At 66.8% G+C, this 24,990-nt stretch carries 26 protein-coding genes; 18 read left to right on the forward strand and 8 right to left on the reverse strand.

Annotated features, from left to right (window positions below):
- Positions 1-27 precede the first annotated feature (27 nt).
- Entirely contained in the window at positions 28-1,641 is a 1,614-nt protein-coding gene (locus RHOSA_RS0116930; protein ID WP_027289616.1) for a BCCT family transporter, read from the forward strand.
- Between the two features lie 100 nt (positions 1,642-1,741).
- Here the strand turns inward: RHOSA_RS0116930 and RHOSA_RS23165 are convergent, their stop codons facing one another.
- On the reverse strand, positions 1,742-2,269 hold the full coding sequence (locus RHOSA_RS23165) for a hypothetical protein (protein ID WP_051432252.1): 528 nt from the start codon (positions 2,267-2,269) through the stop codon (positions 1,742-1,744).
- Positions 2,270-2,544: 275 nt separating this feature from the next.
- On the opposite strand from RHOSA_RS23165, the gene RHOSA_RS25245 reads away from it, so the two are divergent.
- Positions 2,545-2,688, forward strand: coding sequence for a hypothetical protein (locus tag RHOSA_RS25245; RefSeq protein WP_156092790.1), 144 nt, complete (start codon positions 2,545-2,547; stop codon positions 2,686-2,688).
- A gap of 257 nt (positions 2,689-2,945) precedes the next feature.
- Positions 2,946-3,161, forward strand: a complete 216-nt coding sequence (locus RHOSA_RS0116945; protein ID WP_027289617.1) for a hypothetical protein — start codon at positions 2,946-2,948, stop codon at positions 3,159-3,161.
- A 7-nt stretch (positions 3,162-3,168) separates the two neighbouring features.
- Here the strand turns inward: RHOSA_RS0116945 and metZ are convergent, their stop codons facing one another.
- The 6 genes from metZ to RHOSA_RS0116975 all read right to left on the reverse strand — a co-directional run bounded on the left by metZ (position 3,169) and on the right by RHOSA_RS0116975 (position 9,124).
- Positions 3,169-4,389 carry an O-succinylhomoserine sulfhydrylase gene (metZ, locus tag RHOSA_RS23170; RefSeq protein ID WP_037256550.1) on the reverse strand — a complete coding sequence of 407 codons (1,221 nt, stop codon included), beginning with the start codon at positions 4,387-4,389 and terminating at the stop codon, positions 3,169-3,171.
- A 12-nt stretch (positions 4,390-4,401) separates the two neighbouring features.
- On the reverse strand, positions 4,402-4,944 hold the full coding sequence (locus RHOSA_RS0116955) for a rhodanese-like domain-containing protein (RefSeq protein ID WP_242468858.1): 543 nt from the start codon (positions 4,942-4,944) through the stop codon (positions 4,402-4,404).
- 34 nt (positions 4,945-4,978) lie between these two features.
- Entirely contained in the window at positions 4,979-5,614 is a 636-nt protein-coding gene (locus tag RHOSA_RS0116960; RefSeq protein ID WP_027289619.1) for a peroxiredoxin, read from the reverse strand.
- A 175-nt stretch (positions 5,615-5,789) separates the two neighbouring features.
- Complete coding sequence (locus RHOSA_RS23175) at positions 5,790-6,764, reverse strand: calcium/sodium antiporter (protein ID WP_051432253.1); 975 nt, start codon at positions 6,762-6,764, stop codon at positions 5,790-5,792.
- A 325-nt stretch (positions 6,765-7,089) separates the two neighbouring features.
- Complete coding sequence (locus tag RHOSA_RS0116970) at positions 7,090-8,160, reverse strand: glycosyltransferase (RefSeq protein WP_027289620.1); 1,071 nt, start codon at positions 8,158-8,160, stop codon at positions 7,090-7,092.
- 91 nt (positions 8,161-8,251) lie between these two features.
- Positions 8,252-9,124 carry a LysR substrate-binding domain-containing protein gene (locus RHOSA_RS0116975; RefSeq protein WP_027289621.1) on the reverse strand — a complete coding sequence of 291 codons (873 nt, stop codon included), beginning with the start codon at positions 9,122-9,124 and terminating at the stop codon, positions 8,252-8,254.
- A 117-nt stretch (positions 9,125-9,241) separates the two neighbouring features.
- On the opposite strand from RHOSA_RS0116975, the gene RHOSA_RS24450 reads away from it, so the two are divergent.
- The 3 genes from RHOSA_RS24450 (at position 9,242) to RHOSA_RS0116990 (ending at position 12,122) form a co-directional block, all read left to right on the forward strand.
- Positions 9,242-10,168: a DMT family transporter gene (locus RHOSA_RS24450; protein WP_027289622.1), complete on the forward strand. Its 927-nt coding sequence runs from the start codon at positions 9,242-9,244 to the stop codon at positions 10,166-10,168.
- A gap of 100 nt (positions 10,169-10,268) precedes the next feature.
- Entirely contained in the window at positions 10,269-10,667 is a 399-nt protein-coding gene (locus tag RHOSA_RS0116985) for an MAPEG family protein (RefSeq protein WP_027289623.1), read from the forward strand.
- 99 nt (positions 10,668-10,766) lie between these two features.
- Positions 10,767-12,122, forward strand: coding sequence for a TldD/PmbA family protein (locus RHOSA_RS0116990; RefSeq protein ID WP_027289624.1), 1,356 nt, complete (start codon positions 10,767-10,769; stop codon positions 12,120-12,122).
- 21 nt (positions 12,123-12,143) lie between these two features.
- On the opposite strand, the gene RHOSA_RS23185 is transcribed toward RHOSA_RS0116990, so the two are convergent.
- The gene (locus RHOSA_RS23185) at positions 12,144-13,106 is read right to left on the reverse strand and encodes a diacylglycerol/lipid kinase family protein (RefSeq protein ID WP_051432254.1); all 963 of its coding nucleotides are present in this window, start codon (positions 13,104-13,106) and stop codon (positions 12,144-12,146) included.
- A 162-nt stretch (positions 13,107-13,268) separates the two neighbouring features.
- On the opposite strand from RHOSA_RS23185, the gene RHOSA_RS23190 reads away from it, so the two are divergent.
- From RHOSA_RS23190 to def, 12 genes are all read left to right on the forward strand, one after another.
- Positions 13,269-14,063 (forward strand): UDP-2,3-diacylglucosamine diphosphatase, encoded by a 795-nt coding sequence (locus tag RHOSA_RS23190; protein WP_051432255.1) that lies wholly within the window; start codon positions 13,269-13,271, stop codon positions 14,061-14,063.
- Positions 14,064-14,072: 9 nt separating this feature from the next.
- Complete coding sequence (locus RHOSA_RS0117005) at positions 14,073-15,074, forward strand: glycosyltransferase family 4 protein (protein WP_027289625.1); 1,002 nt, start codon at positions 14,073-14,075, stop codon at positions 15,072-15,074.
- 153 nt (positions 15,075-15,227) lie between these two features.
- Positions 15,228-17,090: an ABC transporter ATP-binding protein gene (locus RHOSA_RS0117010; protein WP_051432256.1), complete on the forward strand. Its 1,863-nt coding sequence runs from the start codon at positions 15,228-15,230 to the stop codon at positions 17,088-17,090.
- Positions 17,091-17,097: 7 nt separating this feature from the next.
- Positions 17,098-17,880 (forward strand): lysophospholipid acyltransferase family protein, encoded by a 783-nt coding sequence (locus RHOSA_RS23195; RefSeq protein WP_051432257.1) that lies wholly within the window; start codon positions 17,098-17,100, stop codon positions 17,878-17,880.
- A complete protein-coding gene (locus RHOSA_RS23200) occupies positions 17,877-19,238 on the forward strand; it encodes a 3-deoxy-D-manno-octulosonic acid transferase (protein WP_081728796.1) in 1,362 nt (453 codons plus the stop codon). Before RHOSA_RS23195 ends, RHOSA_RS23200 begins: the two co-directional genes overlap by 4 nt.
- An 18-nt stretch (positions 19,239-19,256) precedes the next feature.
- The gene (lpxK, locus tag RHOSA_RS0117025; RefSeq protein WP_027289627.1) at positions 19,257-20,243 is read left to right on the forward strand and encodes a tetraacyldisaccharide 4'-kinase; all 987 of its coding nucleotides are present in this window, start codon (positions 19,257-19,259) and stop codon (positions 20,241-20,243) included.
- The gene (locus RHOSA_RS0117030) at positions 20,240-21,196 is read left to right on the forward strand and encodes an LpxL/LpxP family acyltransferase (protein WP_051432258.1); all 957 of its coding nucleotides are present in this window, start codon (positions 20,240-20,242) and stop codon (positions 21,194-21,196) included. Before lpxK ends, RHOSA_RS0117030 begins: the two co-directional genes overlap by 4 nt.
- A gap of 350 nt (positions 21,197-21,546) precedes the next feature.
- Positions 21,547-21,711: a light-harvesting antenna LH1, beta subunit gene (pufB, locus tag RHOSA_RS0117035; protein ID WP_027289629.1), complete on the forward strand. Its 165-nt coding sequence runs from the start codon at positions 21,547-21,549 to the stop codon at positions 21,709-21,711.
- A gap of 24 nt (positions 21,712-21,735) precedes the next feature.
- A complete protein-coding gene (locus tag RHOSA_RS23205; RefSeq protein WP_037258868.1) occupies positions 21,736-21,879 on the forward strand; it encodes a light-harvesting protein in 144 nt (47 codons plus the stop codon).
- Between the two features lie 111 nt (positions 21,880-21,990).
- The gene (locus RHOSA_RS0117045; RefSeq protein WP_027289630.1) at positions 21,991-22,710 is read left to right on the forward strand and encodes a hypothetical protein; all 720 of its coding nucleotides are present in this window, start codon (positions 21,991-21,993) and stop codon (positions 22,708-22,710) included.
- 92 nt (positions 22,711-22,802) lie between these two features.
- Positions 22,803-24,302 carry a PucC family protein gene (locus RHOSA_RS23210; protein WP_081728797.1) on the forward strand — a complete coding sequence of 500 codons (1,500 nt, stop codon included), beginning with the start codon at positions 22,803-22,805 and terminating at the stop codon, positions 24,300-24,302.
- A gap of 10 nt (positions 24,303-24,312) precedes the next feature.
- Positions 24,313-24,834 (forward strand): peptide deformylase, encoded by a 522-nt coding sequence (def, locus tag RHOSA_RS0117055; protein WP_027289631.1) that lies wholly within the window; start codon positions 24,313-24,315, stop codon positions 24,832-24,834.
- Positions 24,835-24,990: the final 156 nt, after the last annotated feature.

Consider the following 24,990-nt stretch of genomic DNA (forward strand, 5'->3'; position numbering starts at 1 on the left):
ACGCAAAAGAACGAACAAGGAGGCCTCATGAGCGACGATGCGCTCACCCCGGATGGGGACGCCGCCGTCGTCCAGACCGATCATGTGGTCGGTCAGGACAATATCCAGACACAGATCGGGCCATTCGGCCTCGACATCCACAACCCCGTCTTCATGATCTCCGGTCTGGCCATCTGCGCGTTCGTGTTTTACGCCCTCGCCCTGCCGGAACAGGCTGCAACCTTCTTCGGCTGGCTCAGGCCGGCTGTGACCTCGACCTTCGACTGGTTCTTCCTGTTGGCCGGCAACATCTTCGTGCTGGTCTGCCTGGGCCTCCTGATCTCACCGCTCGGCAAGGTGCGGATCGGCGGCACCGAGGCAAAGCCAGAGTTCTCCTATCCGGGCTGGTTCGCCATGCTGTTCGCCGCAGGCATGGGCATCGGCCTGATGTTCTTTGGCGTCTCCGAACCGATCACCCACTTTAGTGAATCCGTCGCGTCAGGTGCCGGTTCTGCGGACAGTTCGGCACCGCTTGCCGGCGCGGCCGGCAACCCGGAGGAAGCGCGGCGCCTGGGCATGGCCGCAACGATCTTCCATTGGGGCCTGCATCCCTGGGCGATCTATGCGGTGGTTGCGCTGTCCCTGGCGCTGTTCGCCTATAACAAGGGCCTGCCGCTGTCGATGCGCTCGATCTTCCACCCGATCTTCGGCGAGCGGGTGTGGGGCTGGACCGGGCACATCATCGACACCGTCGCGGTGTTCGCGACCCTGTTCGGTCTGGCCTGCTCGCTCGGTTTCGGGGCGGAGCAGGCGAACGCGGGCCTGGAGCATGTGTTCGGCCTCCCGGTCTCCGACGTGTCGAAGGTCGTACTGATTAGTGCGATCACAGGCGTGGCGCTGCTGTCCGTCGTCGCCGGCGTGGAAGCGGGCGTGAAACGCCTGTCCGAGATCAATATGGTGTTCGCGTTCTTGCTACTGCTGTTCGTGATCCTGCTCGGACCGACTCTGATGATCCTCAGCGGCTTCGTTGAGAACCTGATGGCCTACGGCGAATATCTGCCGGCGCTGTCGATGCCGTTCGCCCGTGAGGACGCCAGCTTCTCGCAAGGCTGGACCTCGTTCTATTGGGCCTGGTGGATTTCCTGGTCGCCGTTCGTCGGCATGTTCATCGCCCGGGTCAGCCGTGGCCGCACCGTGCGGGAATTTATCTTCTGCGTCCTACTGGTGCCGTCGCTCGTCTCGGTCCTGTGGATGACCGCCTTCGGCGGCACGGCGATCAGCTTCGTCACCGCCGGCGTCACCGAAATCGCGGATGCCGATCTGGAGCTCAAGCTGTTCACCATGCTGGAGCAGATGCCGCTGGCCGCGATCAGTTCGTTCATCGGCATCGTGCTGGTGATCGTGTTCTTCGTGACGTCCTCGGACTCCGGCTCGCTGGTGATCGACACCATCACCGCGGGCGGCAAGGTCGACGCTCCAGCGCCGCAACGCGTCTTCTGGTGCGTCTTCGAGGGCCTGGTGGCGATTGCGCTGCTTTTGGGCGGCGGATTGGAGGCGCTACAGGCCGCAGCCGTCTCAACCGGTCTGCCGTTCGCGGTGGTGCTGCTGGCCGCCTGTTATGCGCTGGTGAAAGGCCTGATCCAGGAACCCAAGGCTAAATAACCGCGCCGGTACGTTGGCACTGTGCCGGATACAACAATGGCGCCGCGTTCCTATCGAACGCGGCGCCATCTTCATTTTCAGAGCGGCGATGATCGAGACGCTATTCGCCCTGGCTGTCGCCAACACCCGGGCGAACCTGCTCGAACGCCTGTAGGCAGGCCTGCATGCCGGCGTTGCAGGTGAAGGTGCTACCGTCTGGCATTTCGATCTGCAGGGTCGGGCCGGAATCAGAAAAGCCGCGCATCATGCCTCTGCGCATCATGCCCGGGCCCATTCCGTAACCACCCATCATGCACGCGCCGGGGCCCATCATCTGGCAAGGGCCCATGCCCCATCCAGGAGCGCCTTGACCGCCGCCGGGCCCCTGCTGGCCGTACATACCCTGGCCCCGCATACCAGGGCCATAGGGCCCGGGACCATACATGCCCTGGCCCTGTCGCGGCCCCATCATGCCCGGGCCCATCATACCTGGACCCATCATGCCGCCCCGCGGCATCCGTTGAGTGCCCTGTTGAGCGCTGGGGTCGTTCTGAGCTTGCTGGCTGCCGTCATTCTGCGCGAGCGCCGGTCCAGCGCTGAGAGCCAGGGCCAGCGCGGCGGCAAGCGCGACGATACGTGGGGGAATCATTGGGAACCTCTTGGCTTCAAGTTGGCATGACGATACAGGGGCAGGATATATGCACCCTGACGAATTTGTCTAAGCCATCGGCATCATCATCCTCCTGGCCCGTCCAACGCACATGCCAGCCATGCTGCTCCACACGGACTGCGCGCTTTTTTCCACGTCTGCACGTCTGGGAGGAAACACTCTTTTAACACGAACATGACATAACCAGGGCATCGCCCTCATCCCAACCGTGCACATGCCGTCGTCAGGCGGCTTCCTGCAGCGAAGTCACCGCCATGCAGCGTCCCGACACCAAACGTAAGTCGTCTGCCGCCACCACCAAGCAGCCGCACTGGCTGGCGGTTGTGGCGCTTCTGCTCGTCGGACTGGGAGGCGCGGCCATGATCTCGTATGTGGGGTCCATCGCGCTGGTCGGCTAAGCCTCGGCAAATCGCCCGAACGGCTCACTCCCCCGTCCAAGACAACAGCGCCCAGCCTCTGGTCCTGAGCCCCTAGCGTCCCCAACTCGACAGGTGATTCGACCGATATCGCGCGGGCGATAGCCAGCGGGGATCGGCCGTATCTGCACCACCCTCGACGCGCGGCCGGCACCTGTCCGGCCGCGCCTTTTTCCGCCCGGTTGAACGGTTGTCGAGGGTTAGTTTCGGGGGAGCGCAATCTATCGAGGGGGACCACGATGCGACGGCTCTATACCGGCAATGCGCACAAGCTGGGCATCGTCCTGGCCACGCCGATGCTGCTGATCGCCCTGCTCGTGCTGCTGTTCCAGGAGCAGGGCAAGCTGCTGCTGAGCTTGGCGTTGCTGACGCTGGCGGGCCTGCTCTATGGCAGCGTGGTGCTAATCCAGTACGTCGACAAGACCCTGGTGGAACGCCGGCACGGCCGGCGCTGAGGCCGCGTCAGCGCACGCCAGCCAGCGCCTGCGCCAGATCGTCTTTCAAGTCCTCGACATCTTCCAGCCCGACCGAGAAGCGGATCAGGCCGTCGGCGATCCCGATCTCCCGACGCGTTTCCGCCGATACGCGCTGGTGCGTCGTGGTTGCCGGATGGGTCGCCAACGTCTTGGCATCCCCCAGATTATTGGAGATATCGATCAGCTGCAGACGGTTCAGCACGGCGAACGCGCCTTCCTTGCCGCGCTCGACCTCAAGGGCCACGATCGTGCCGCCACGCTTCATCTGCGCGCGCGCAAGGTCTGCCTGCTTCCCACTGCCCCGGCCCGGATAGCGCACCGCGCGCACGCCGGGCCGGCCGTCCAGGAAGTCGGCCAGTGTCTGCGCGTTGTCGCACTGTTGTTGGACACGCAGGTCCAGCGTCTCCAACCCCTTCAGCATCAGCCAAGCGTTGAACGGGCTCATGCTGGGGCCGGTGTGCTTGGCGAAGGGGAACAGCTTCTCGTCAATGAACGCCTTGGAGCCGAGCACCGCACCGCCCAGCGCGCGCCCCTGACCGTCGATATGCTTGGTCGCGGAGTAGACGACCACATCCGCGCCGAACTCGAGCGGGCGCTGCAGGACGGGGGAGGCAAAAACGTTGTCGATCACCACGCAGGCGCCAGCCTTGTGCGCCATCTCGCAGACGGCGCCGAGGTCGACGATCTCCAGCGTCGGGTTCGCCGGCGTTTCCAGAAACACGATGTCCGCCGGACGTTCCAGGGCAGCCGCCCAAGCATCGGTGTCGCTGCCGTCGACGAACTCCGTCTCGACGCCGAAGCGCGGCAGGATGTCGTTGACGATGTAGTGGCAGGAGCCGAACAGCACCCGCGAGGCGACCACCCGCATGCCCGAGCGCAGCTGGCACATCATCGCCGCGAACACCGCCGACATGCCGGTCGCGGTGGCAAAGCAGGCCTCCGCGCCCTCCAGGCGGCGCAAGCGCTCCTCGAACATCGCGACGGTCGGATTGGCGTAGCGCGAATAGACGAACCGTGGCATCTCCCCGGTGAACGCGCCCTCGGCTTCCTCGGCGGAGCTGTAGACGTAGCCGCTGGTAAGATACAGCGCCTCCGACGTCTCGTTGAACGGGCTGCGGGTTTGACCGCCGCGGATCAGCTCGGTTTGCGGGCGGTAACAGCCGGACCGGGCCGGGCCGTCGTTCGGGGTGTCTTCGTCGCGCGCCATGAGTGGGTATCGTCAGTCCTGTGTCCAGGGAAGGCCGCGCACCTTCCAGCCGTTGTGCGTGGCGCGGTGGCCGTCGGCATTCTTGTCGCCTTCGAAGCCCTCGGCGACGTTATAGCAGCGCTGGAACCCCTGGGCACTGAGCGCCTGCGCCGCCGCGGCCGAACGCTGGCCGGACCGGCACAGCAGCAGCACCGTATCCCCGGTCTCCACGCCAGCCGCGCGCACCTCATCGACGAACTGCGTATTCGCGACCATACCCGGATAAGTCTTCCAGGGCACGGTGACAACCGCCTTACCCAGCCGACCGAGGTCGGGCAGGCCGACGAAAGTGATCTCGGGCTGAGTACGCACGTCGATCAGCTTGGCGGTCGGGTCGTCCTGCAGGATTTCCCACGCGGTATCGGGGGAGACATCACCGGCGTAGCCGTTCTCGGTCATCAAAGGGTCCCGCTCGGCGGAAGACGACCGGCGCGGCGCCACTTCGGGCGCCGGCCGGCCGCGCGATTGGATGCCCGCCCGGCTGATCGCCCGACGGGTCAGGTCGGCAAGGGTCATCGTCGTAGAGGGTCGCGCGTTCAAACGCCAGACATCAAGCGTCCGGGTTGGGGGTGTAGCGCAGGTAGGGCTTGAGCGTCTTGAACCCCTTGGGAAACAGCTCCTTGGCCTGGTCGTCGCTGAGCGCCGGCACGATGATCACATCCTCGCCGTGCTTCCAGTTGACCGGCGTCGACACCTTGTAGCGGTCGGTCAACTGCATGGAATCGATCACGCGCAGGATCTCTTCGAAGTTCCGCCCGGCCGTCTGCGGATAGGTGAGCGACAGGCGGATCTTCTTATTGGGGTCAATGATGAACACCGTCCGAACGGTCGCCGTCGCATCCGCGTTGGGATGGATCATGTCGTACAGCTCGGCGACCTTGCGCTCCGGGTCCGCGATCATCGGAAAGTTGACGCCGCACCCCTGAGTCTCCTCGATATCGCGGTTCCACGCCTCGTGCGAGTCGAGCGGGTCGACCGACAGGCCGATCGGCTTGACGCTGCGCTGGTCGAACGCGCTCTTGAGTTTTGCCACCTCACCCAGCTCGGTGGTGCACACCGGGGTGAAGTCCTTCGGATGGCTGAACAGGATTGCCCAGTTGTCGCCGATCCATTCGTGGAAGGTGATCGTGCCCTCGGTTGTCTCGGCCGTAAAATCGGGGGCGGTATCTCCTAGGCGCAAACTCATGGCATGTCCTCCTTCAGGACGCAGGCCGGCGCGTGCTTCGAAGCCGTCCAGCCCATTCTACAAGAGAAGAAAGTTAAATTTGCCTTAGTACGTTTATCTAGCGTATATTTGACCCCCTACGCGCGAGTCAACGCTTCCCGCGCCGCCGGGCGGTTTAGCTTCCAGGGTCATGTTGTCACGCCGCCGGTGCCGGCAGCGCGACGGGATCGAGCAGGAAGGCGACATAGGCCGCATAGGCCACCAGCAGGAGCAGGCTCTCCCCCCGGTTCAGGCGGTTGCCGGTTGTCAGGAAGACCAGCAGCAGGGCGGACACGCCCAGCATCACCCACATATCGAGGTCCAGGAACGCGCGGCTGATGTGCAACGGTTCGATCACGGCCGTCAGGCCCAGCATGCCGAAGACGTTGAAAACGTTGGAGCCGAGCACGTTGCCGAGCGCAACATCGGCGTGATTGCGGATCGCCGCCACGATCACCGCGGCCAGCTCCGGTAGGGACGTGCCGATCGCCACCAACGTCACGCCGATCACCGCCTGGGGGATACCGAAGGCAATCGCGATCCCGGTCGCCCCCTCGATCAGCATGTTGGAGCCGAACACCAGCGCCACGATGCCAGAGAGCACGGCCAGTAAGGCGACCGAGGTACGCCCGGGCAGCTTGCCGACATCCTCGATCTCATCCTCCAGCTCGCTGACGTCCTCCCCTTTCTGGGCACGTTCGGAAACCCAACACACCACGATGAAGCCGATCAGCATGGCCAGCAGGATCAGGCCCACGATCCGCGAAATTTCGCCCAGGAAGGCAAGGCCAACCAGCATCACCGAGGCCACCAGCATCGCCAGTCCGTCGCGCTTCAGGATCGACGCCCGGCTCAAAATCGGCTGGATCAGGGCGGCAACGCCCAGGATCAGCATCAGGTTGGCGATGTTGGAGCCGACGATGTTGCCGATCGTAATGTCGTACTGACCGCGCAGCGCGGCTTCCAGACAGACAACGAACTCGGGCGCGCTGGTCCCGAAGCCGACCACGACAAGACCGGTGAAAAGCGGCGAGACATCCAGCTTGCGCGCCAGTCCGACCGCCCCGCGGATCAGGCTCTCGCCACCTAGAAACAGGAGAACAAGCCCCCCGATCGCCAGTGCATAATCCATGCGTGCGCTTTCCGGCCGACTGCCGCACGGCATTCCTGCCCCGCAACACCGGCCGCCCCCGTTTCATGTGTCCGGTCCGCTGCACCGGTGTGCCCTGCGTCCGGACGGACGCGAGGGATTCGTCAACGGCGTGCATACCGCAACACGGCGCGGCGGTGATGACGTGTTCGGCGTGCGCTTTTCGAAACAGCAACGGTGCGCCGACGCTCGGGCAAGTTCAGCGCGCCGCTGCCGGAGGCCGTCGCGGCCCCGCGTGCGCATATCGGCGGCCTAAAAGGGATTTGCAAGGCCATAGGCCATTCAGCCCGTCGCCAGGGGAAAGAGGCTACACGCCCAGATAGTGGCGGAGGGTCGACACTGCACGCGGCCGCCCTTCCGGTGGCACCGGGGTTCCGCGCGGACGTGCCAGCAGGCTCCGAACGGCTGGCTCCAGACCCGCTGCCGTCGCTTCCGCACGGGGAATTACCGAAGCCGTCCCATGTCGCTCCAGCCAAGCCCGCATCCCGGCATCTTCCGGCCAGTCGGGCCTGCTCACCATCAACAGCCGGGTCCCGACCGCCAAGGTTTCGCACAGCGTGCCATAGCCGCTTTTGGTCACCACGAGATCGACCGACGCCACCAGATCGCCGAAATCCAGACCGGTCGCGCTCAGTTCTGTCACATCGTCACGGTCGTGCGGTGCATTTACCTGCACCCATCGCACACCGTCGATCCGTGGCAACTCCGCGACCGCCACCCCGGGCAGTCCGCCAAAGCCGACCGCAACCAGACGGGTTCCTGTATCCACGCCCAGTCGCGCGCGCAGCAGAGCCCCGCGATCGGTCCCGATGCGACAGATCGGCGGGATCGAGCATAAATGGGTCAGCTCCGTCATCGGGGTGTGCGGCTGGGGCTGCAGGAACAGCTCGGCAGCGGCATAGGCGTCCCGTATCTCACCGGCGATCCGCTGGGCCTCCGGACGGTCGGCGCAATAGGCGCGATAGATATCGAGCCAGTTGAGCGAACTCAGCGCCACCGCCGGCACGCCGAGCCGTGCTGCCGCGGCGATCGAGCTGTAGGGCACGTCGGCGAGCAGCAGATCCGGCACGAGCGCGGCCAGACGTTCCGCCTCCCGGCCGACCACGGCCGGAAAGTCCGCATGCAGTTCGGCATAGGCGGCGGCGCTCGCCTCCGCATCCACGTCCATCGGACCGGTCATGATCATGCCGATGTCCGCCGGTGGCGCTTCGACCGGAAGCTCCCGTCCGACATGGCGCGCCAGCACCTCCCCTGGGACTGCGGTACGCAGCGTCACCCGCACCTGTGGGCAGGCCGACAACAGGTCGCGCACCACCGGGATCACCTGCCCGGCATGACCGAACCCATGGCCAGAGATGTCGACGACGAGATGGGCCATACGGGCAGAGCGCTCGCTTAAGGCGGCTGGGGAGAAGGTCGCGGGACCTTCCTGTGCACGGGGCGACCGTCGGGTTGCAACCCCAGTTCGGTTACGCCGGCATGCTAAGCCGGGTTTCGACCATCTCCGACAGGCGCTTGACCGCCTCGGACGGGCGGCCCGACCGCCGATGCAAAGCGATCTCGACGTTGGGCAGGTCCGGGAGGCCGGAGTCCTCGCCCAGTTGCCGCAGTTGCGGGCTAATCATGCTGGGGATCAGGGCGGTCACCGCAAGGCCGGCGCCGACGATCGCCTGCTGTCCGCTCAGCGACATCGAGGTGTAGATCACCTGCCAGGGCCGTCCGGCCTCGTTCAGCGCATCCAGCGCGCGTTCCCGGAAGACGCAGATATCGCGCGGGAAGAGCGACAGCGGCAACGGATCAAGCCGCTCCGGCTGATGATCCGGCGCGGCAACCCAGACCAGCTTCTCGCGCCGCAACAGGTGCCCGCCCGGCGTGCGCGGATGCCGGGTGACGATCGCGAGATCGAGCTGGTCGGCGGCCAGCCGGTTCATCAGCGTGATCGAAAGATCGCAGGTCACCTGCAGGTCCACCGCCGGATACTGTTCCCGGAACGCCCGGATCACCTCCGGCAGGTAGAAGGCGAAGTCGTCTGGGATGCCCAGGCGCACCCGTCCAGACAACTCCGCGCTGGTCAGGTCGTTCCACGCCAGATCGTTCAGGCTCAGAAGCTGGCCCGCATAGGGGGCCAGACGCTCGCCATCCGGCGTCGCCTGCACCGACCGGCCGAGGCGCTGAAACAGCGTGGTGCCGACCTGCTCCTCCAGCCGGCGGATCTGCATCGAGACGGTCGATTGCGTGCTGTTCATCTGCCGGGCGGCGGCGGTGAAACCACCGGTCTCGCGCACGGCCGCGAAGGTACGCAGCAGGTCGAGGTCGAAGGTGCGCGCGCGGGTATAGGCCATACCGCAATACCATCACAGTTTTTGATCCAACACATCAAAACGATGCGTTCGTGTGATCCTCGCTTTCGGATTACCTGATCGGATGAAGATCAGCCATCAAGGGTGTGGGAGGCAGCCATGCGCCGGCTTTATGCGCGCGCGCCAGTCCAGTTTAACCGCAACGAGAAAACGGCGTTCCTGGCGGCGCTGTTCGCCGTCGTGTTGTGGGGCTGCATGCCGCTCCTGCGCAACCAGGCCACATCCGTTCCACCGCTGCAGATGACAGCGATCGCGCTCACTTGCGCAGCACTCGTGGAGTTCTGGCGCGACCGGCTGGTTGAAGGCCGACCGGACAGCACCGGCATACGGCTCCCTTGGATGCGGCTAAGCGGGCTGGCGATTTCGCTGGTAGGGGCGATCGCCTTCTATTTCCTGGCACTCGACCTGGCCCCGGGGGCGCAGGTGACACTGGTCACCTATACCTGGCCGCTGATGTTCGTCTCCGCGAGCGAGATCCTGACCCGCGGACGGGTACGCAGTGTCGTGCTGGCGGGCGGCGCGGTCGCGTTCACCGGTTGCGGGGCGCTGGTGCTGAGCGACGCGGGACCCCACGGAGTCGGCTTGGATACGTTGCTCGGCTACGCGCTGGGCCTGGCCAGCGGGGTTTGCTGGGTCGGCTACTCGCTGTTGCTGCGCCATGGCCGCACGCTGGGCCCTGGCGCCTGGCCGCGGGTGTTCCTGCTCGGCGCCTTGGCGGCACTGCTGCTGCACCTCGGGCTGGAGGCAACCTTGTGGCCCCTGCCCGCCCACGCCCTGACGATCAGCGCGGCGATCGGGGTCGGGCCCTACGGTTTGGCGTTCGTCGCCTGGGCCTACGGCGTCCGGCGCGGCCCGGCGCGGTCGGTCGGGTTGCTGGCCTATGCGGTGCCGCTGGTCGCCTCGGCATTGCTGATCGCGATCGGCGCGAGCGAGCCTGGCTGGCCGTTCGCTTTTGGCACCGCGGCGGTGCTGGGCGGCGTGGCGCTGTCCAACGCCAACCTCGGCAACGGCCCCAAGCAGGCGTAAGCGAACAGGGCCGACGTCACCGCACGGCACCTATCCGTGCCGTGCGGTGATCTCCCGCTTTGCGCAACACCCGGTCGAAGTTATATCACCGGGCATGACCATGCAGATTCCCGTCCATCTCACCGCTTTCTACACCGCACTCTCGCTGCTTTGGCTGCTGGTTCTGGCCGGCCGGGTGATGGCCCTGCGCTGGAAGCATCAGGTTGGCATCCACAGTGGCGGCCACGACGATCTGGACCGTGCGATTCGCGCGCACGCCAACGCGGCGGAGTACCTGCCGGGCGGCTTACTGTTGATCCTGGTGCTGGAGCTGCTGGCCGCCCCGCTTTGGGTCTTGCACACCCTGGGCCTGGCGCTGGTGATCGGCCGGGTAGCGCACGCGATCGGGCTGTGGCGCAGTTCCGGCGTGTCCCTGGGTCGGCAGGTCGGCATGCTGCTGACCCTGCTGGTCTACGCCGTCGGCGCGCTGCTGCTGCTGGCCGAAGCCTTCATCCTGTAACCATCCCTGGTCCTGACCGGGGCGGACCACCTATATAGGATAGGTGCGGCGCCTGCCGCGGCCACCCTTGCCTGCAATCGATCCCGGAGCCCGCCTGCCATGAGCCCACGCGACAGCCACGACCCGGCCCATCTGGACGTGCTGGACGACCTGCTGACCCGGGCGCGCAAGGCCGGCGCCGATGCCGCCGACGCGGTGTTCGTCGATTCCACCGCTGTCTCGCATGCCCAGCGGCTGGGCAACGTCGAGCAGCTGGAGCGCAGCGAGGAGCAGGACCTCGGCCTGCGCGTGTTCGTGGGCAAGCGTCAGGCCTGCGTGTCGTCCTCGGACCTCTCGCCGCAAGCCCTCGACGAGTTGGCGACGCGGGCGCTCGCAATGGCGAACAACGTCCCGGAAGATCCCTATTGCGGGCTCGCCTCGCCGGACCAATTGGCCACTGACTGGCCCAAGCTGGACAGCTGCGATCCCGAGGAACCCAGCGCCGACACCCTGATCGAGCGCGCGCGGGCGTGCGAAAAAGCCGCACGGGCGGTTGAGGGCATCTCCAACTCCGAAGGGGCCGAGGCCGGGTGGAGCCAGGCGCGCATCGCGCTTGCCGCGTCCAACGGCTTCCGCGGCGGGTACGCCGTCTCCTCGCATTCCGTCGGCTGCGCGGTGCTGGCGGGCGACGGCACGGCGATGGAGCGCGACTACGCTTTCCATCGCGCGGTCTACGGCAACGATCTGGAAGACCCGGCGACCGTGGGCACGCGCGCCGGACAGAACACGGTCCGCCGCTTGAACCCGCGACGGGCCAAGACCGGACGCTATCCGGTGATCTTCCATCCACGCGTGGGCAACGGCCTGCTGCGCAGTTTGGCCGGCGCGATCAGCGGTCCGGCGGTGGCACGCGGTACATCGTTCCTGAAGGACAGGATGGGCGAGCAGATCTTCGCCCCCGGCCTGAACGTGATCGAGGACCCGCACGTCCACCGCGGCCTGAAGTCCGCGCCGTTCGATGCCGAAGGCCTGCCGCGCAGGCGCAACGTGGTGATCGAGGACGGCGTCCTGACCACCTGGTTCCTGTCGCTCTCTTCCGCCCGGCAGTTGGGCCTCGCGCCGACCGGCCACGCCAGCCGCGGCACCAGCGCCCCGCCCGGACCGTCGCCGTCGAACATGTGGCTGGAGCCGGGCAAGACCGATGCCGAGGCTCTGTTCGCCGATGTCGAGGAAGGGTTCTACGTCACCGAAATGATGGGCATGGGCGTCAATCAGGTGACCGGCGACTACTCCCGCGGCGCCGCCGGCTTCTGGATTGAGAACGGGCAGATCGCCTATCCGGTCTCGGAGGTGACGGTCGCCGGGAATCTCAAAGAGATGTTCCTGAACATGACGCCCGCCAGCGACCTGGAGTTCCGCTACGGCATCGACGTCCCGCACCTGCGCGTCGACGGCATGACTTTGGCCGGCGAATAAGACCTGCTGTAACGGCCCGGGCTACGGCGGGTCGCCGATTACGAACCGCGCGGCCTCGGGCAACAGGTCGATCTTGACCGGCAATGCCCCCAACAGGTCGCCGTCCCCCTGGATCGGATCGCCGGTCGGTCCGTCGATCGTCACCGTAGTCGCTTTGACCACACGGACGTCCGGCATCTTCGCCAGCCGGTCGAACTGCATGCCGAACGCATAGCGCGCGGCGTTGACGCTCCCAAAGCGCTCGAACAACACCACGTGCAGTTCCGGCAGCCAGGGTCGGACATCCGGCGCCAGCACGTAACGTCCGGCGTAGAAGTGTCCCTTGCACACGACCACCTGCGCGCAGTCGTACCAGGTCCCGTCCGCCTGCACACGCAGGGTCGGGTAGCGGTAAGCGGCCGCGGCCTCCAGCCCGGCCAGTACATAAGCCCCCTTGCCGAACCTGCGCTTGACCGGCGTGCGTACCCGGGCGACCGCCTGGGCGTCGATCCCGGCGCCCGCCATCAGCGTGAAGTTGCGACTAGCCCCGTCAAAGTGCGCTTGCCCAAGGTGGGCCGTGACGATCCGGCCGTGCGCGATCGCGCGTGCCACGTCAGCCGGATCGGTGGGCACCCCGAGCTCCTCGGCCAACACGTTCGCTGTCCCCAGCGGGATCACCCCAAGCGGCAGCATGCCCGATGGACGGCGCGACAGCCCGTTGAGCGCCTCGTTGATCGTGCCGTCGCCGCCAGCGACGACGAGCACGTCCGCGGCCTCGGCCCCAGCGGCGATCGCTTCCGCATCGCCCGGCCCGGTGGTGGCGTGTACGGCGACAGGACAGCCATGACGTTCCAGCTGCGCGACCGTTTCGCGGAACCGTTCGATCCGCCGCCACCCGGCAACCGGATTGTGCAAGACCAGCAGTCGGCGGGGACGCACCGCAAGGCCACGCGCAGCGGCGTCGGCGGCGTCGAATTGCCACGGCGGGGGAGAGGCTTCGGTCATTTCGACCTGATATCGAGCCTCACACATGCGTGCAATGGCGCATGTGTGACACAACAATTACGTGTCACGAGACTTTTATCGAACTGACCGAAAGCCACAAAACGCAACATATAGCGTCCGCCAGCATCGAAACCACCAGCCGGCATAGAGAGGTGGCAGCTGATGCACGGCACGATCGGTCCGATGCGGCGGCGATACCGGGCGGTCTTCATCTCCGACGTGCACTTGGGCACGAAGGGCTGCAAGGCCGACTTCCTTCTGGACTTCCTCAATTCGATCGACGCCCAGACCATCTACCTGGTGGGCGACATCTTCGACGGCTGGCGTCTGAAGCGCTCCTGGTACTGGCCGGAGAGCCACGGTGCGGTCGTCCAGACGATCCTCAAGCGCGCGCGCAAAGGCACACGGGTGATCTACATTCCCGGCAACCACGACGAGGTGTTGCGCGGCTATACCGGCCTGCACTTCTGCGACGTCGAGGTGGTGCGCGAGACCATCCATACCGGGGCGGACGGCACCCGCTACCTGGTGCTGCACGGCGATCAGTTCGACGGCGTCGTGAAGTACGCCAAGTGGCTCGCACTACTGGGCGACTGGGCCTACAATCTGATGCTCGCCGCCAACGAATGGTTCAACTTCGCCCGGCGCAAGCTCGGCTTCGGCTACTGGTCGCTGTCCGCCTACCTGAAGCACCGGGTCAAGAACGCGGTCCAGTTCATCGCCAACTACGAGCACGCGGTCGCCGACGAAGCGCGCCGACAGAACTGCGACGGCGTGATTTGCGGCCATATCCACCACGCCGAGCACCGCGAGATGCAGGGCATTGTCTACCTGAACGACGGCGACTGGGTGGAGAGTTGCACCGCGCTGGTCGAACACCTGGACGGCCGGATGGAAATCCTGAACTGGGCCGAGGCCAAGGGCGGCGTTCTGCAAATCCCGGCCAAGGCGGCGTAAACAGCGATCATGCACCTCTGTCTCGTCACGGATGCCTGGACGCCGCAGGTCAATGGCGTCGTCCGTACCCTGTCGCGCATGGTGGAAGAGGCCCAGGCCAAGGGCCACACCGTCACCGTCATCCACCCCGGCCTGTTCCGCACCTGGCCTTGTCCAACCTATCCGGAAATCCGACTGGCGCTGTTCGCCGGCGCCAAAGTCCGGGAGATGCTGGACACCGCGCAGCCCGATGCCGTGCACATCGCCACGGAAGCGCCGCTCGGCTGGGCCGCGCGCAAGCACTGCCTGAAACGCGGCTGGCCGTTCACCACTTCCTTCCACACCAAGTTTCCGGAGTACGTGAAAGCGCGCACCGGCCTGCCGACCGGGCTCGGCTACGCACTGCTGCGGCATTTCCACAACAAGGCCGCCGGCGTCATGGTCAACACGCCGACCATGTACCGCGACCTGTCGGACCGTGGCATTCGGAACCTGCGGATGTGGTCGCGCGGGGTCGACACCCAGTTGTTCCGGCCGGGCGACAAGAGCGCATTCGACCATCTGACCCGGCCGGTCTTCCTCTACGTCGGCCGCGTGGCGGTGGAAAAGAACGTGCGCGACTTCCTGAGCCTGGACCTGCCGGGCAGCAAGGCGGTGGTCGGCGACGGACCGATGCTGGAGACACTGCGCCAGCGCCATCCGGAGGTTACCTTCACCGGCGCCAAGCACGGTGAGGAGTTGGCGCATCACTACGCCGGCGCGGACGTCTTCGTCTTCCCCAGCCGGACCGACACCTACGGTCTGGTCATGCTGGAGGCGCTGGCCAGCGGCCTGCCCGTGGCGGCCTATCCGGTGCCGGGGCCGAACGACGTGATCAACGGTCACGACATCGGCGTTCTGGACGAGGATCTGGGACACGCGGCGCGGGCGGCATCGGAGATCCCCAGCGAGCGCTGCCGGAACTTCGCGCTGGACTATTCCTGGTCCCGCAGCGCCGAGCAATTCCTGGACAATCTGGCCCCCATCGGCTAGACGGCGGGCGCCGCGGCTGGCCGCGCCCGCTCGCCGGCCGCGCCTCCACGTTGCGGCGATGGCGACGGCATGCCCGGCGCGTGGTCAGGCCACGCGGGCGCGTGCTATCGTGCGCGCGCACACCCGCGAATTCCGGACAGCCGACGCACCGCCTTGGCCAACTCTTCGCTCTCAAGCCTGCAGATCGACGACCGCACCGCCACGCTGGTCAAGCGGCTGGCGCGAACCTACCTACGCCCGCACCTCGGCAGGCTGGTCGCCGCGATCGTCTGCATGGTGATCGCCGCCAGCACGACGGCGGCGTTCACGCAGTTGATGAAGCCGATCATCCAGGAAATCTTCGTCAACAAGAACGCGGCGATGCTGTGGCCGATCGCGTTGATGACGCTGGTGGTGTTCCTGGCCCGGGGCTTGGCCAGCTACGGCCAGGCGGTCCTGATGAGTCACATCGGCCTGGCGATCATGGCCCGCATCCAGGGCGAGATGTTCCATCGGCTGATGCACACGGAACTTGGCTTCTTCAACGCCAACTCGCCGGGTCATCTGGTTTCACGCTTCGTCAACGACGTGCAGACGATGCGTAACTCGGTGGCCGAAACGCTGACCGGGCTTGGCAAGCATGCCCTGACCCTGGTCGCCCTGGTCGGGGTGATGTTCTACGAAGACTGGCTCCTGGCGACCATCGCGTTCATCGCTTTTCCCACCGCCGTGCTGCCGATCGCCAGCGTCGGCAAGAAGATGCGCAAGGTCTCCGGGCGCACCCAGGAGAACCTGGGCGACCTGACGACCACCCTGGACGAGGCCTTCCAGGGCATGCGCTCGGTCAAGGCCTACGGCATGGAACAGCGCGAGACCGAGCGCGCGGAAGCCTCGATCGGCCGCGTCTTCAAACTGATGCTGAAGGCCGCGCGAACGCAGAATATCCTGACGCCGGTGATGGAGGTTCTGGGCGGTCTCGCGATTGTCGCGGTGCTGATCTACGGCGGCAATCAGGTGATTTCCGGCGAAAAGCAGGCCGGCGCCTTCTTCGCGTTCATCACCGCCTTGCTCCTGGCCTACGAACCATTAAAGCGCCTGGCCAAGCTGAACAACCAACTGCAGCGCGGCCTCGCCGCCGCGCAGCGCGTATTCGCCCTGATCGACCGCGAGCCCCAGCTGCAGAACAAGCCGGGGGCCCGGCCGCTGAAGCTCACGGCCGGCGAAGTGGCGTTGGACGACGTCAGCTTCCGCTACGACGACACGGATGAGAAGGCGCTGCACCACGTCTCGCTCACCGCGCCGGCGGGTAAGACTTGCGCCCTGGTCGGCGCCTCGGGCGCCGGCAAGTCGACGGTGTTCAACCTGATCCCGCGTTTCTACGACGTCGAAGAGGGCGCGGTACGGATCGACGGTCAGGATGTGCGCGATCTCACCGTCGAATCGCTACGCAGCCAACTGGCCGTGGTCAGCCAGGAGGTGATGCTGTTCGACGCCACGGTGCGCGAGAACATCGCCTATGGCCGGCCGGAGGCGAGCGAACGGGAGGTCCTCCAGGCCGCCGAGGCGAGCGGCGCCGCCGACTTCATCGATACCCTGCCGCAGGGCTACGACACGCGTGTGGGTCCACGCGGCGCGCGCTTGTCCGGCGGGCAGCGCCAGCGCATCGCGATCGCCCGGGCAATGCTGAAGGACGCACCCATTCTGTTGCTCGACGAGGCGACCAGCGCGCTCGACACCGAGAGCGAGCGCAAGGTGCAGACCGCGCTCCGGACACTGATGCGCGGGCGCACCGCCATCGTGATCGCCCACCGACTGTCCACCGTGCGCGACGCGGAGATCATCCACGTCCTTGATAAGGGGCAGGTGATCGAGCGCGGCAATCACGACGAGCTGCTGGAAAGGGGCGGCGCCTATGCGCGCCTGTACGCCATGCAGTTCGCCAGCGAAGGTGACGCGGTGCAGGATGGCACCACCACCGAAACGAACGACGGATCCGAGGTCGCCCGGACGGCGGCCGACAAGACCGCAAGCGCGTAGAGGCGAGATGCGGCTCAGCAAACGGCTGCTTAAGGCACGCGCAACCCGGCGGATCCTGGCGTTCCTTTGCTTTCTCTATGTCCGGCTGGTCGAGCGTACGACGCGCTTCACGGTCGACGACAGCGCCCTGCGGACCCTCGACGCCGACGGCAAGGGCGGTGTGGCCGCCTTCTGGCACGGCCGGATGTTGCTGCTGCACCGCGCCTGGACCCCGCGCCCGCGCCGGTTCCACATGATGATCTCCAACCACCGCGACGGTGCGTTGATCTCGGAGGCGATCCGCCATATGCGGGTCGAGACGGTCGGGGCGGACAAGCGCACTGGCGGCCTCAGCGCCCTGCGCCAGGCAACCAAGCTGGTCCGGCAGGGCGAATGGCTCGGCATCACCCCGGACGGCCCGAAAGGACCACGGATGCGCGCGCGCGGCGGGGCCGTCAAGCTGGCGCAGCTGACCGGCCGGCCGATCCTTCCGGTGTCGATCGGGGCGTCGCACGTGCGGTTCCTGGACAGCTGGGACCGCTTCATGCTGGCCCTCCCGTTCGGTCGCGCCGAAATCCGCTACGGCACCCCGATCGAGGTGCCGCGCGACGCCGATGGACCCACACTGGAGCGCTGCCGGGAGGCATTGGAAGCGGAGATGAACCGTCTGACCCGGGAGTTGGACGGCCGGTTTGGCCACGCCCCGATCTCCCCCGCTTCAGGCCCGGTCCCCGAACGCATGGATACGCTCGACGGGCACAGCTCGTCCGCACCCGAGACGACGGCCACGAACCGGGCGGCTGGATCATGACCGGTTACTCGCTCTACCGGTTCCTGACCTTCCTCGCGGGGCCCGCGCTGCGCATCTATCTGCAGCGTCGGGTCACACGCGGGAAGGAGGAGAAAGGCCGCCTGCGCGAGCGTTTCGGCATCGCCTCGCAGCCGCGCCCGTCGGGCCCGCTGGTCTGGCTGCATGCCGCCAGCGTCGGGGAATCGCTGTCGCTGCTGCCGTTGGTGGAAGCGCTGCGCACGCGCGAGCCCGCGCTCAACATCCTGGTCACGAGCGGCACCGTCACCTCCGCCCGGCTGTTGCAGACCCGCCTGCCGAATCAGACGATCCACCAATACAACCCGATCGACCGCGCGGCCTGGGTGCGTCGCTTCCTCGATCACTGGCGCCCCGACCTCGCGCTCTACGTCGAAAGCGAGCTCTGGCCCAACCTGCTGGGTATGACCCAGGCGCGGGACACCCCAACGGGCCTGCTGAACGCGCGGATGTCGGAAAGCAGCTTCCGCAACTGGCGGCGGATGCCGGCCTTCATCCGGCAGTTGATGGCGGGCTTCCATTTCTGCCTGGCGCAGAACCCGACCCAGGCGGAACGGATGGCTGCCCTGGGCGCCCGCAATCCACGGCCGCTCGGCAACCTGAAATGCGCGGCCAAACCGCTCGAGGTCGACGCCGACGCGCTTGCGGCCCTGCGCGCGGCGACCCAGGACCGGACCTGCTGGCTCGCCGCCAGCACGCATGACGGCGAGGAAACCGCCGCCGCCCAAGTGCATGCGGCCCTCGCCCCGAAGCATCCGGGCCTGCTCACCGTGATCGCCCCGCGCCACCCGGAACGCGGCCCCGAAATCGCCAAGCTGCTGCGCAGCCGGGGACTCCGCCTGGCCCAACGCAGCCGCGATGGCTTGCAAAGCCTGAGCGCAGACACCGACGTCTACCTGGCCGACACGCTGGGCGAACTCGGTTTGTTCTACAGCCTGTGCCCGATCGCCTTCGTTGGCGGCTCGCTGAGCGGGGTCGGCGGGCACAACCCGATCGAGCCCGCGCGCCTGGGCTGCGCGGTCGTGCACGGGCCCGACATGCGTGCCTTCACCGAAGTGGCGGAAGATCTGAGCGAGCCCGGCGGCAGTTGGCAGGTCAGTGACGTCGACGGCCTGACCCGGGCGGTCGACCGCCTGCTGTCGGAACCCGAAACACGCGGCCATCAGGCGCATGCCGCCCGCGAAGTCGCGGCCGGCCAGGTCGGTGTCCTCGACGCCGTGCTGGCGGAGCTCGAGCCCTACCTCGCCCCGCTGCGCCTGTCGGGTCAAAGCGCCCAAACGCCGACGGGGGAGCCAGACCTGAGCGTCATGTCTCCAGCCGCCGGCTCGACGGCAGCGCGCTGAGCAGGACGGACCCCGGCGATGCGTGAACCTGCTTTCTGGACCCGCGACGGCGTGACGGCCCGGCTGCTGAGCCCGCTGGGCGCGCTCTACGATGTGCTTGGCCAGCGGCGCGCGGCCGGCATCGAACCGGTCGACTGCGGCGTGCCGGTGATCTGCGTGGGCAACGCCACCTCCGGCGGGACCGGTAAGACGCCGGTGGTGATCGACCTGGCCCGCCGGCTGCAGATCCGCGGCGTGCTCGTGCACCTCCTGACCCGCGGCTACAAGGGCCGCGAAACGGGGCCACACGCCGTGAACCCGATGTCCGACACCGCCGCCCAAGTGGGCGACGAGCCGCTGCTGCTCGCCCGCGCCGCGCCCACCTGGGTGGCCCGCGACCGGGCCGCCGGTGCCCGGGCCGCGGTCGCAGAAGGCGCGCAGGCGATTCTGATGGACGACGGCTTGCAGAACCCGACCTTGCAGCGCGACCTGAACGTGCTGGTGGTCGATGGCGCGCGGGGCTTCGGCAACGGCCGGGTGATTCCCGCTGGCCCGCTGCGCGCCCGACTCGACCGGACGCTTGCAAGTGTGCACGCCTGCGTCATCACCGGTGCGGACCGCACCAATGTCCTCCACCAGCTTCCAGCCGGCCTGCCGGTTGCTCACGCAGAGACCGAGGTCGACCCGATCACCCGCAACCGCCTGGCCGGCACCCGCGTGATCGCCTTCTGCGGTATCGGGCGGCCGGAGAAGTTTTACGACACGCTGCGCGCGCTGGGGAGCGAGGTCGTGGAGACGCGAAGCTTCGCTGACCATCACCGCTACCGGCCGAGCGAGATCACCGGGGTGCTGGAGATGGCCAAGCGGGGCGGCCTGACCCCCGTTACCACCGAAAAGGACGTGGTCCGCCTGCCCGCCTGGGCGCAGGCGCGGGTGGAGGTGGTGCCGATCACACTCAATTGGCAGGGTGATGCGGCCATTGACCAGCTTTTGGGGCAGGCAGTACCGCACACGGGGCCGGCATGAGCGCGAACACGGCGCGGAGCTTGCCCCGTACCTCGGATCATCGTGGCCCTGGCAAGCGGCCCGGCGCGCTGAAAACGCTGCGCTGGCTCACGGAAGCGGGCGCCACTTGGCTGTGGCTGCGTGGCATGCGCGCACTGGGGCCCGAGCGCGCCTCCAACCTGGGCGGCTGGCTGGGCCGCAGCCTCGGCCCGCGCTTGGCCGTGAGCCGCACCGCGCGCGCCAACATTCGCCTCGCCTTCCCTGAAATAGGCAGGACACGGGTCGAGGAGATCGTGCGCGCGTGCTGGGATAATCTGGGCCGCACGGCCGCGGAATATGCCCATCTGGACAGGATCATGGACCCTGCCAACGACCGGGTTCTGTACGCGGGGGAAGAGCAGTTGCGCCCGGCGATCGAGGGGCGGCAGGCCCTGATCTGCTGGTCCGGGCATTTCGCCAACTGGGAGGTGCTGGGCTGCGCCGCCGCGCAACTGGCGCCCCGGTCCGTGGCGATCGTACGGGATCCGAACAACCCCTACGTCGCCCGGCTGATCGAGGGCTGCCGTGCGATCGCCGGCGGCGAGCGGGTCAACAAGGGGCGCGAGGCCAGCCGGCGGATGATGGGGGCCATGCGGGACAAGGCCCTGCTGGCCGTGCTGCTCGATCAGCGTTTGTCCGACGGGATCGACGCGACCCTGTTCGGCCATCCGGCGAAGAGCCCCTCGGGCGCGGCGCTGATGGCGGTGCGCCGGCAGGTCCCGATGTATCCGGTGAGGATCGAACGCCTCGGCCCCGCGCGGTTCCAGGTGAACGTCGAGTCCCCGCTGCATCCCCCACAGGACAGCGACCGCGAAACCTGCACCCGCCACCTGGTCGATGCCTGCAATGCCCGCCTGGAAGCCTGGATATCGGCCCGGCCAGGCGAATGGCTATGGCAGCACCGCCGGTTCGAGAAGCGGATGTATCGCGCCTAACGGACCACAGGGCTGAACCGAAGCCACCCCAGCGCCACCGACCCTGTGTCAACGCCCCCTGCAAAGCGGTGGAGCGGGCTCTGCTGCTCTGCGTCCGGCCTACCTTCGCACTTCAAATCTTTATATTTGCCGCGCGAATAGTTCTTGGTTCCAAGTGCATTCCTGCACGGTGCGTCAATTTATCCTGACACTCACTACCGTCAATTCAGATTGACGATTAATTGCGGGAGGATTTATATCTTGAGGTGTGATCGGTGGCCACAGCCCCTCAGCGGGCCTCGGCGCCGTGGCAGGGAAGACCCGACAGTGAAGACTGACACGGTCTTCGACGAACCAAGGAGCGAATTTCCATGGCAAATGACATCGACGATCCTGATCGCGTGTGGCCGACCGGACTGACGATCAAAGAGTCCGAGGAGCTCCACAAGCACGTGATCGACGGCGCACGGGTGTTCTTCGTGATCGCGCTGTTCGCCCACCTGCTGGCGTATGCCTTCACCCCATGGGGCGGCTAACCAGCGAGACTTTAGGAGGTTAAGATGAACCAGGGACGTATCTGGTGTGTTGTGAAACCCACGGTGGGGCTGCCGCTCCTCCTTGGGGCCGTGACGTTGATCGCGCTCATCGTCCACGGATCGATCCTGGCGAACACCGATTGGTTCCCGGCCTACTGGGGCGGCTAACTCGGTTATTCCACGGATCAACCGGTCTCGTCGGCGCGGGCGGGGGCTGCCCTCGCCTGTGCCGGCGGGAAATTTTCCGCCGAAGGCCAGACGCTCATACGGGGGCGTGACATGACACCAATCGTGCGCTTTTACGCAAACGCAAAGAACGCCGAAAAAGCCGTGAAGGAGCTCAAGGCCGACGGCTTTGACGCGGCCAACATTCATCACTTTCAACCAAGCGCCGAGGGCGAGTCGGACCCGTCCAAGCGCGTGGGTGAAGAAATCGCCGCCGGCCATCTGCCCCAATCCAGCCAGGGGCCGGTCGAGCGAGCGCTCGCGCAGGGCCGACACGTCGTCAGCGTCTACGCGACCTACGGTCGCGCCCGCCCGGCTGTCCGGATCCTGGATGCTTGCGATCCCGTAGAAGACGAAATTCTCCCGGAATCGTACTCCGGCCTGGAAGAGACGCGCCTGACGTCCGAGGCATTCGGGATCCCGATGCTCACCAAGCGGCGCTTCTTCACCATCTCGTCGGAGACGGGGCTGGCGAGTTTCCGCCATTTGTTCGGAGGCGGGCTGCTCACCAATAAACCCGCGCCGTTCTCCGGGGCGTTTGGTCTCAAGACCTTGTCGGAGCGCAAGACGAACTGGGAATCCAGCATGGGCTTGCCGCTGCGTATCGACAATCCGGCATGGCTGTCCTCGAAGCTCGGCATGAAGACGCTGCTGTCGCGCAAGTCGGAGTGGACATCGAGTTTCGGCTTGCCGCTGCTATCCAAGTCACCGGCGCCGTTGTCCGCGGTCCTGGGCCTGCCGGTGCTGACGCAAAAGAAGCGCGACGCAGCGTAGTGAACGGATCGGCCGTCCGGCGGGCACGCACGCCCGCCGGCGCCACCGGTCGTTTTTGACCTGCGCCCGATGCCCAGGAACGTGAGTCTCGCATGCCCCGCCTCCCCCATCTGACACGGAAGCTGACGACCTACTGGCTTTCGCTGGGACCGCGGTTCCTGCCCTATGCGGACGTGGCGCTGCCGGACTTGCCCTGGGCGCGTCTGCTCAGGCTGTCGCTGTTTCAGGTGTCGGTCGGCATGGCCCTGGTGCTGCTGGTCGGCACCTTGAACCGCGTGATGATCGTTGAGCTGGGCGTGCCGACTTCCCTGGTCGCGGTCATGGTGGCCCTACCGCTCTTGGCCGCGCCTTTCCGGGCCCTGATCGGGTTCCGGTCGGACTCCCACCGCTGCGAACTTGGGTGGCGGCGCGTCCCGTTCATCTACCGCGGGACCCTACTGCAATTCGGCGGCTTTGCGATCATGCCGTTCGCGCTGCTGGTGCTCGCGGGCATGGGCGAGTCCAGCCATCTGCCCGCCTGGGTCGGAGAGATCGCAGCCGCACTCGCCTTTCTGCTGGTCGGAGCGGGCGCGCACATGGTCCAGACCGTCGGACTGGCCCTCGCGACCGATCTGACCCCATCGGAATCCCACCCGAAGGTGGTCGGGCTGATGTACGTCATGCTGCTGTTCGGCATGATGTTGAGCGCGCTTGTGTTCGGAGTGCTGCTGGCCGACTTCAGCCCCGGACGTCTGGTGCAGGTAATCCAGGGCGCGGCCGTGTTGACCGCTGCGCTGAACTTCATCGCCCTGTGGAAGCAGGAGCCGCGCAACCCGCCGCGCGGTGCGCAACCGGCCCAGCAGGACCCGAGCTTCCGGGAATGCTGGCAACGCTTTTGCCAGGGCCGCGACGCGGTCCGGCGGCTGGTCATCGTCGGGCTGGGGACGATCGGCTTCGGCATGGCCGATGTCGTTCTGGAGCCCTACGGCGGCGAGGTGCTGGGACTGAGCGTCTCCACGACGACCAAGCTGACGGCGCTGTTCGCCTTTGGCGGGCTGGTCGGTTTCGCGTTCGCCTGGTTCCGGCTGGCCCGCGGCGGCCACGCCTACCGGGTGGCCCACCTGGGCGCGCTGCTGGGCATCTCGGCGTTCATCCTGGTGATGCTGTCCGCGCCGCTGGATCTGACCAGTATCTTCCTGATCGGCAACTTCCTGATCGGCTTCGGCGGGGCGCTGTTCTGGCACGGCACCCTGACCGTCACGATGAACCAAGCACCCAAGGATCAGGCCGGCCTGGCGCTCGGCGCCTGGGGCGCGGTGCAGGCGACCGCCGCCGGCAGCGCGATGGCCATGAGCGGCCTCCTGCGCGACGGGGTGCAGTTGCTTGCCAGCGGGGCGGCGCCGGTGCTGGGCGTGGCCAACGCGGCGGCGGGCTACATGGCGGTCTACGCCTTCGAGATCGCGCTGCTGCTGGTCACGGTCATCGCGACGCTGCCGCTATTGCGCCGGCTTTCGACCCCGGGCGAGTCGGCGACGACCGCCACCGGCGACCCGACGCCCGCCGGCGTGTCGATGGCGCACACAACCGAGGGTGTGGGCGACTCGCCCCGATAGGAGGATCCCGATGGCCGCGCTGTCGATCCTGGAATATCCCGACTACCGCTTGCGCATCGCCGCGGCCCCGGTTGAGACCTTCGATGCCGAGCTTGGGCGCCTTGTCGACACGCTGTGCCAGACGATGCGCGAGGAATCGCTGATCGGGCTGAGCGCGACCCAACTGGACATCCGCCAGCGCATCGCCGTGATCACGCCCGAAAACCCCGAGGCACCGCAGGTCTACATCAACCCCGAGATCGTCTCGCGCCGCGGTCTCGGCTTTGTCGAGGAGAGCTGCCGCTCGGTCCCCGGGGTCAAGGGCAACGTGATGCGCGCCATGCGCATTCGGGTCGAGGCCCAGGACCGCGACGGCACGCCGTTTACGCAGGACCTGGAAGGCATGGATGCCGTGTGCCTGCAGCACGAACTCGACCACCTGAACGGCAAGCTGTTCATCGACCGGCTCTTCATCCTGCGTCGCCTGATGATCGGCTTCGGCGCCATCGGCAAGAAGCGCCGCGAAGTCCACGACCGCGAACACGCCGCTTAGACCCCCACCGCGCACGCGGCGGACCCGGCTCACAGAAACCCCATCGCGCGCCATCAGATCAGTTGCCGGCATGTGAACCGACATGGGGAACGGAGTTGTTGAACACAGGCTCCGCACCCCACTGGCCGGTCGCATTGAGAATCCCGGACACGTTAG

Source organism: Rhodovibrio salinarum DSM 9154 (genome assembly GCF_000515255.1).
Lineage (GTDB): Bacteria > Pseudomonadota > Alphaproteobacteria > Kiloniellales > Rhodovibrionaceae > Rhodovibrio > Rhodovibrio salinarum.

Coding starts and splice junctions, on each gene's coding strand:
- RHOSA_RS0116975 (WP_027289621.1), bottom strand. CDS start 9,124: ATGGCCTATACCCGCGCGCGCACCTTCGACCTCGACCTGCTGCGTACC.
- RHOSA_RS0116990 (WP_027289624.1), top strand. CDS start 10,767: ATGAGCCCACGCGACAGCCACGACCCGGCCCATCTGGACGTGCTGGAC.
- RHOSA_RS23165 (WP_051432252.1), bottom strand. CDS start 2,269: ATGATTCCCCCACGTATCGTCGCGCTTGCCGCCGCGCTGGCCCTGGCT.
- RHOSA_RS23210 (WP_081728797.1), top strand. CDS start 22,803: ATGCCCCGCCTCCCCCATCTGACACGGAAGCTGACGACCTACTGGCTT.
- RHOSA_RS0116955 (WP_242468858.1), bottom strand. CDS start 4,944: ATGACCCTTGCCGACCTGACCCGTCGGGCGATCAGCCGGGCGGGCATC.
- RHOSA_RS23205 (WP_037258868.1), top strand. CDS start 21,736: ATGAACCAGGGACGTATCTGGTGTGTTGTGAAACCCACGGTGGGGCTG.
- RHOSA_RS23200 (WP_081728796.1), top strand. CDS start 17,877: ATGACCGGTTACTCGCTCTACCGGTTCCTGACCTTCCTCGCGGGGCCC.
- RHOSA_RS0116945 (WP_027289617.1), top strand. CDS start 2,946: ATGCGACGGCTCTATACCGGCAATGCGCACAAGCTGGGCATCGTCCTG.
- RHOSA_RS0116985 (WP_027289623.1), top strand. CDS start 10,269: ATGCAGATTCCCGTCCATCTCACCGCTTTCTACACCGCACTCTCGCTG.
- RHOSA_RS0117005 (WP_027289625.1), top strand. CDS start 14,073: ATGCACCTCTGTCTCGTCACGGATGCCTGGACGCCGCAGGTCAATGGC.
- RHOSA_RS0116930 (WP_027289616.1), top strand. CDS start 28: ATGAGCGACGATGCGCTCACCCCGGATGGGGACGCCGCCGTCGTCCAG.
- RHOSA_RS23185 (WP_051432254.1), bottom strand. CDS start 13,106: ATGACCGAAGCCTCTCCCCCGCCGTGGCAATTCGACGCCGCCGACGCC.
- RHOSA_RS23175 (WP_051432253.1), bottom strand. CDS start 6,764: ATGGATTATGCACTGGCGATCGGGGGGCTTGTTCTCCTGTTTCTAGGT.
- def (WP_027289631.1), top strand. CDS start 24,313: ATGGCCGCGCTGTCGATCCTGGAATATCCCGACTACCGCTTGCGCATC.
- pufB (WP_027289629.1), top strand. CDS start 21,547: ATGGCAAATGACATCGACGATCCTGATCGCGTGTGGCCGACCGGACTG.
- lpxK (WP_027289627.1), top strand. CDS start 19,257: ATGCGTGAACCTGCTTTCTGGACCCGCGACGGCGTGACGGCCCGGCTG.
- RHOSA_RS0117030 (WP_051432258.1), top strand. CDS start 20,240: ATGAGCGCGAACACGGCGCGGAGCTTGCCCCGTACCTCGGATCATCGT.
- RHOSA_RS23190 (WP_051432255.1), top strand. CDS start 13,269: ATGCACGGCACGATCGGTCCGATGCGGCGGCGATACCGGGCGGTCTTC.
- RHOSA_RS25245 (WP_156092790.1), top strand. CDS start 2,545: ATGCAGCGTCCCGACACCAAACGTAAGTCGTCTGCCGCCACCACCAAG.
- metZ (WP_037256550.1), bottom strand. CDS start 4,389: ATGGCGCGCGACGAAGACACCCCGAACGACGGCCCGGCCCGGTCCGGC.
- RHOSA_RS23195 (WP_051432257.1), top strand. CDS start 17,098: ATGCGGCTCAGCAAACGGCTGCTTAAGGCACGCGCAACCCGGCGGATC.
- RHOSA_RS0117045 (WP_027289630.1), top strand. CDS start 21,991: ATGACACCAATCGTGCGCTTTTACGCAAACGCAAAGAACGCCGAAAAA.
- RHOSA_RS0116960 (WP_027289619.1), bottom strand. CDS start 5,614: ATGAGTTTGCGCCTAGGAGATACCGCCCCCGATTTTACGGCCGAGACA.
- RHOSA_RS24450 (WP_027289622.1), top strand. CDS start 9,242: ATGCGCCGGCTTTATGCGCGCGCGCCAGTCCAGTTTAACCGCAACGAG.
- RHOSA_RS0116970 (WP_027289620.1), bottom strand. CDS start 8,160: ATGGCCCATCTCGTCGTCGACATCTCTGGCCATGGGTTCGGTCATGCC.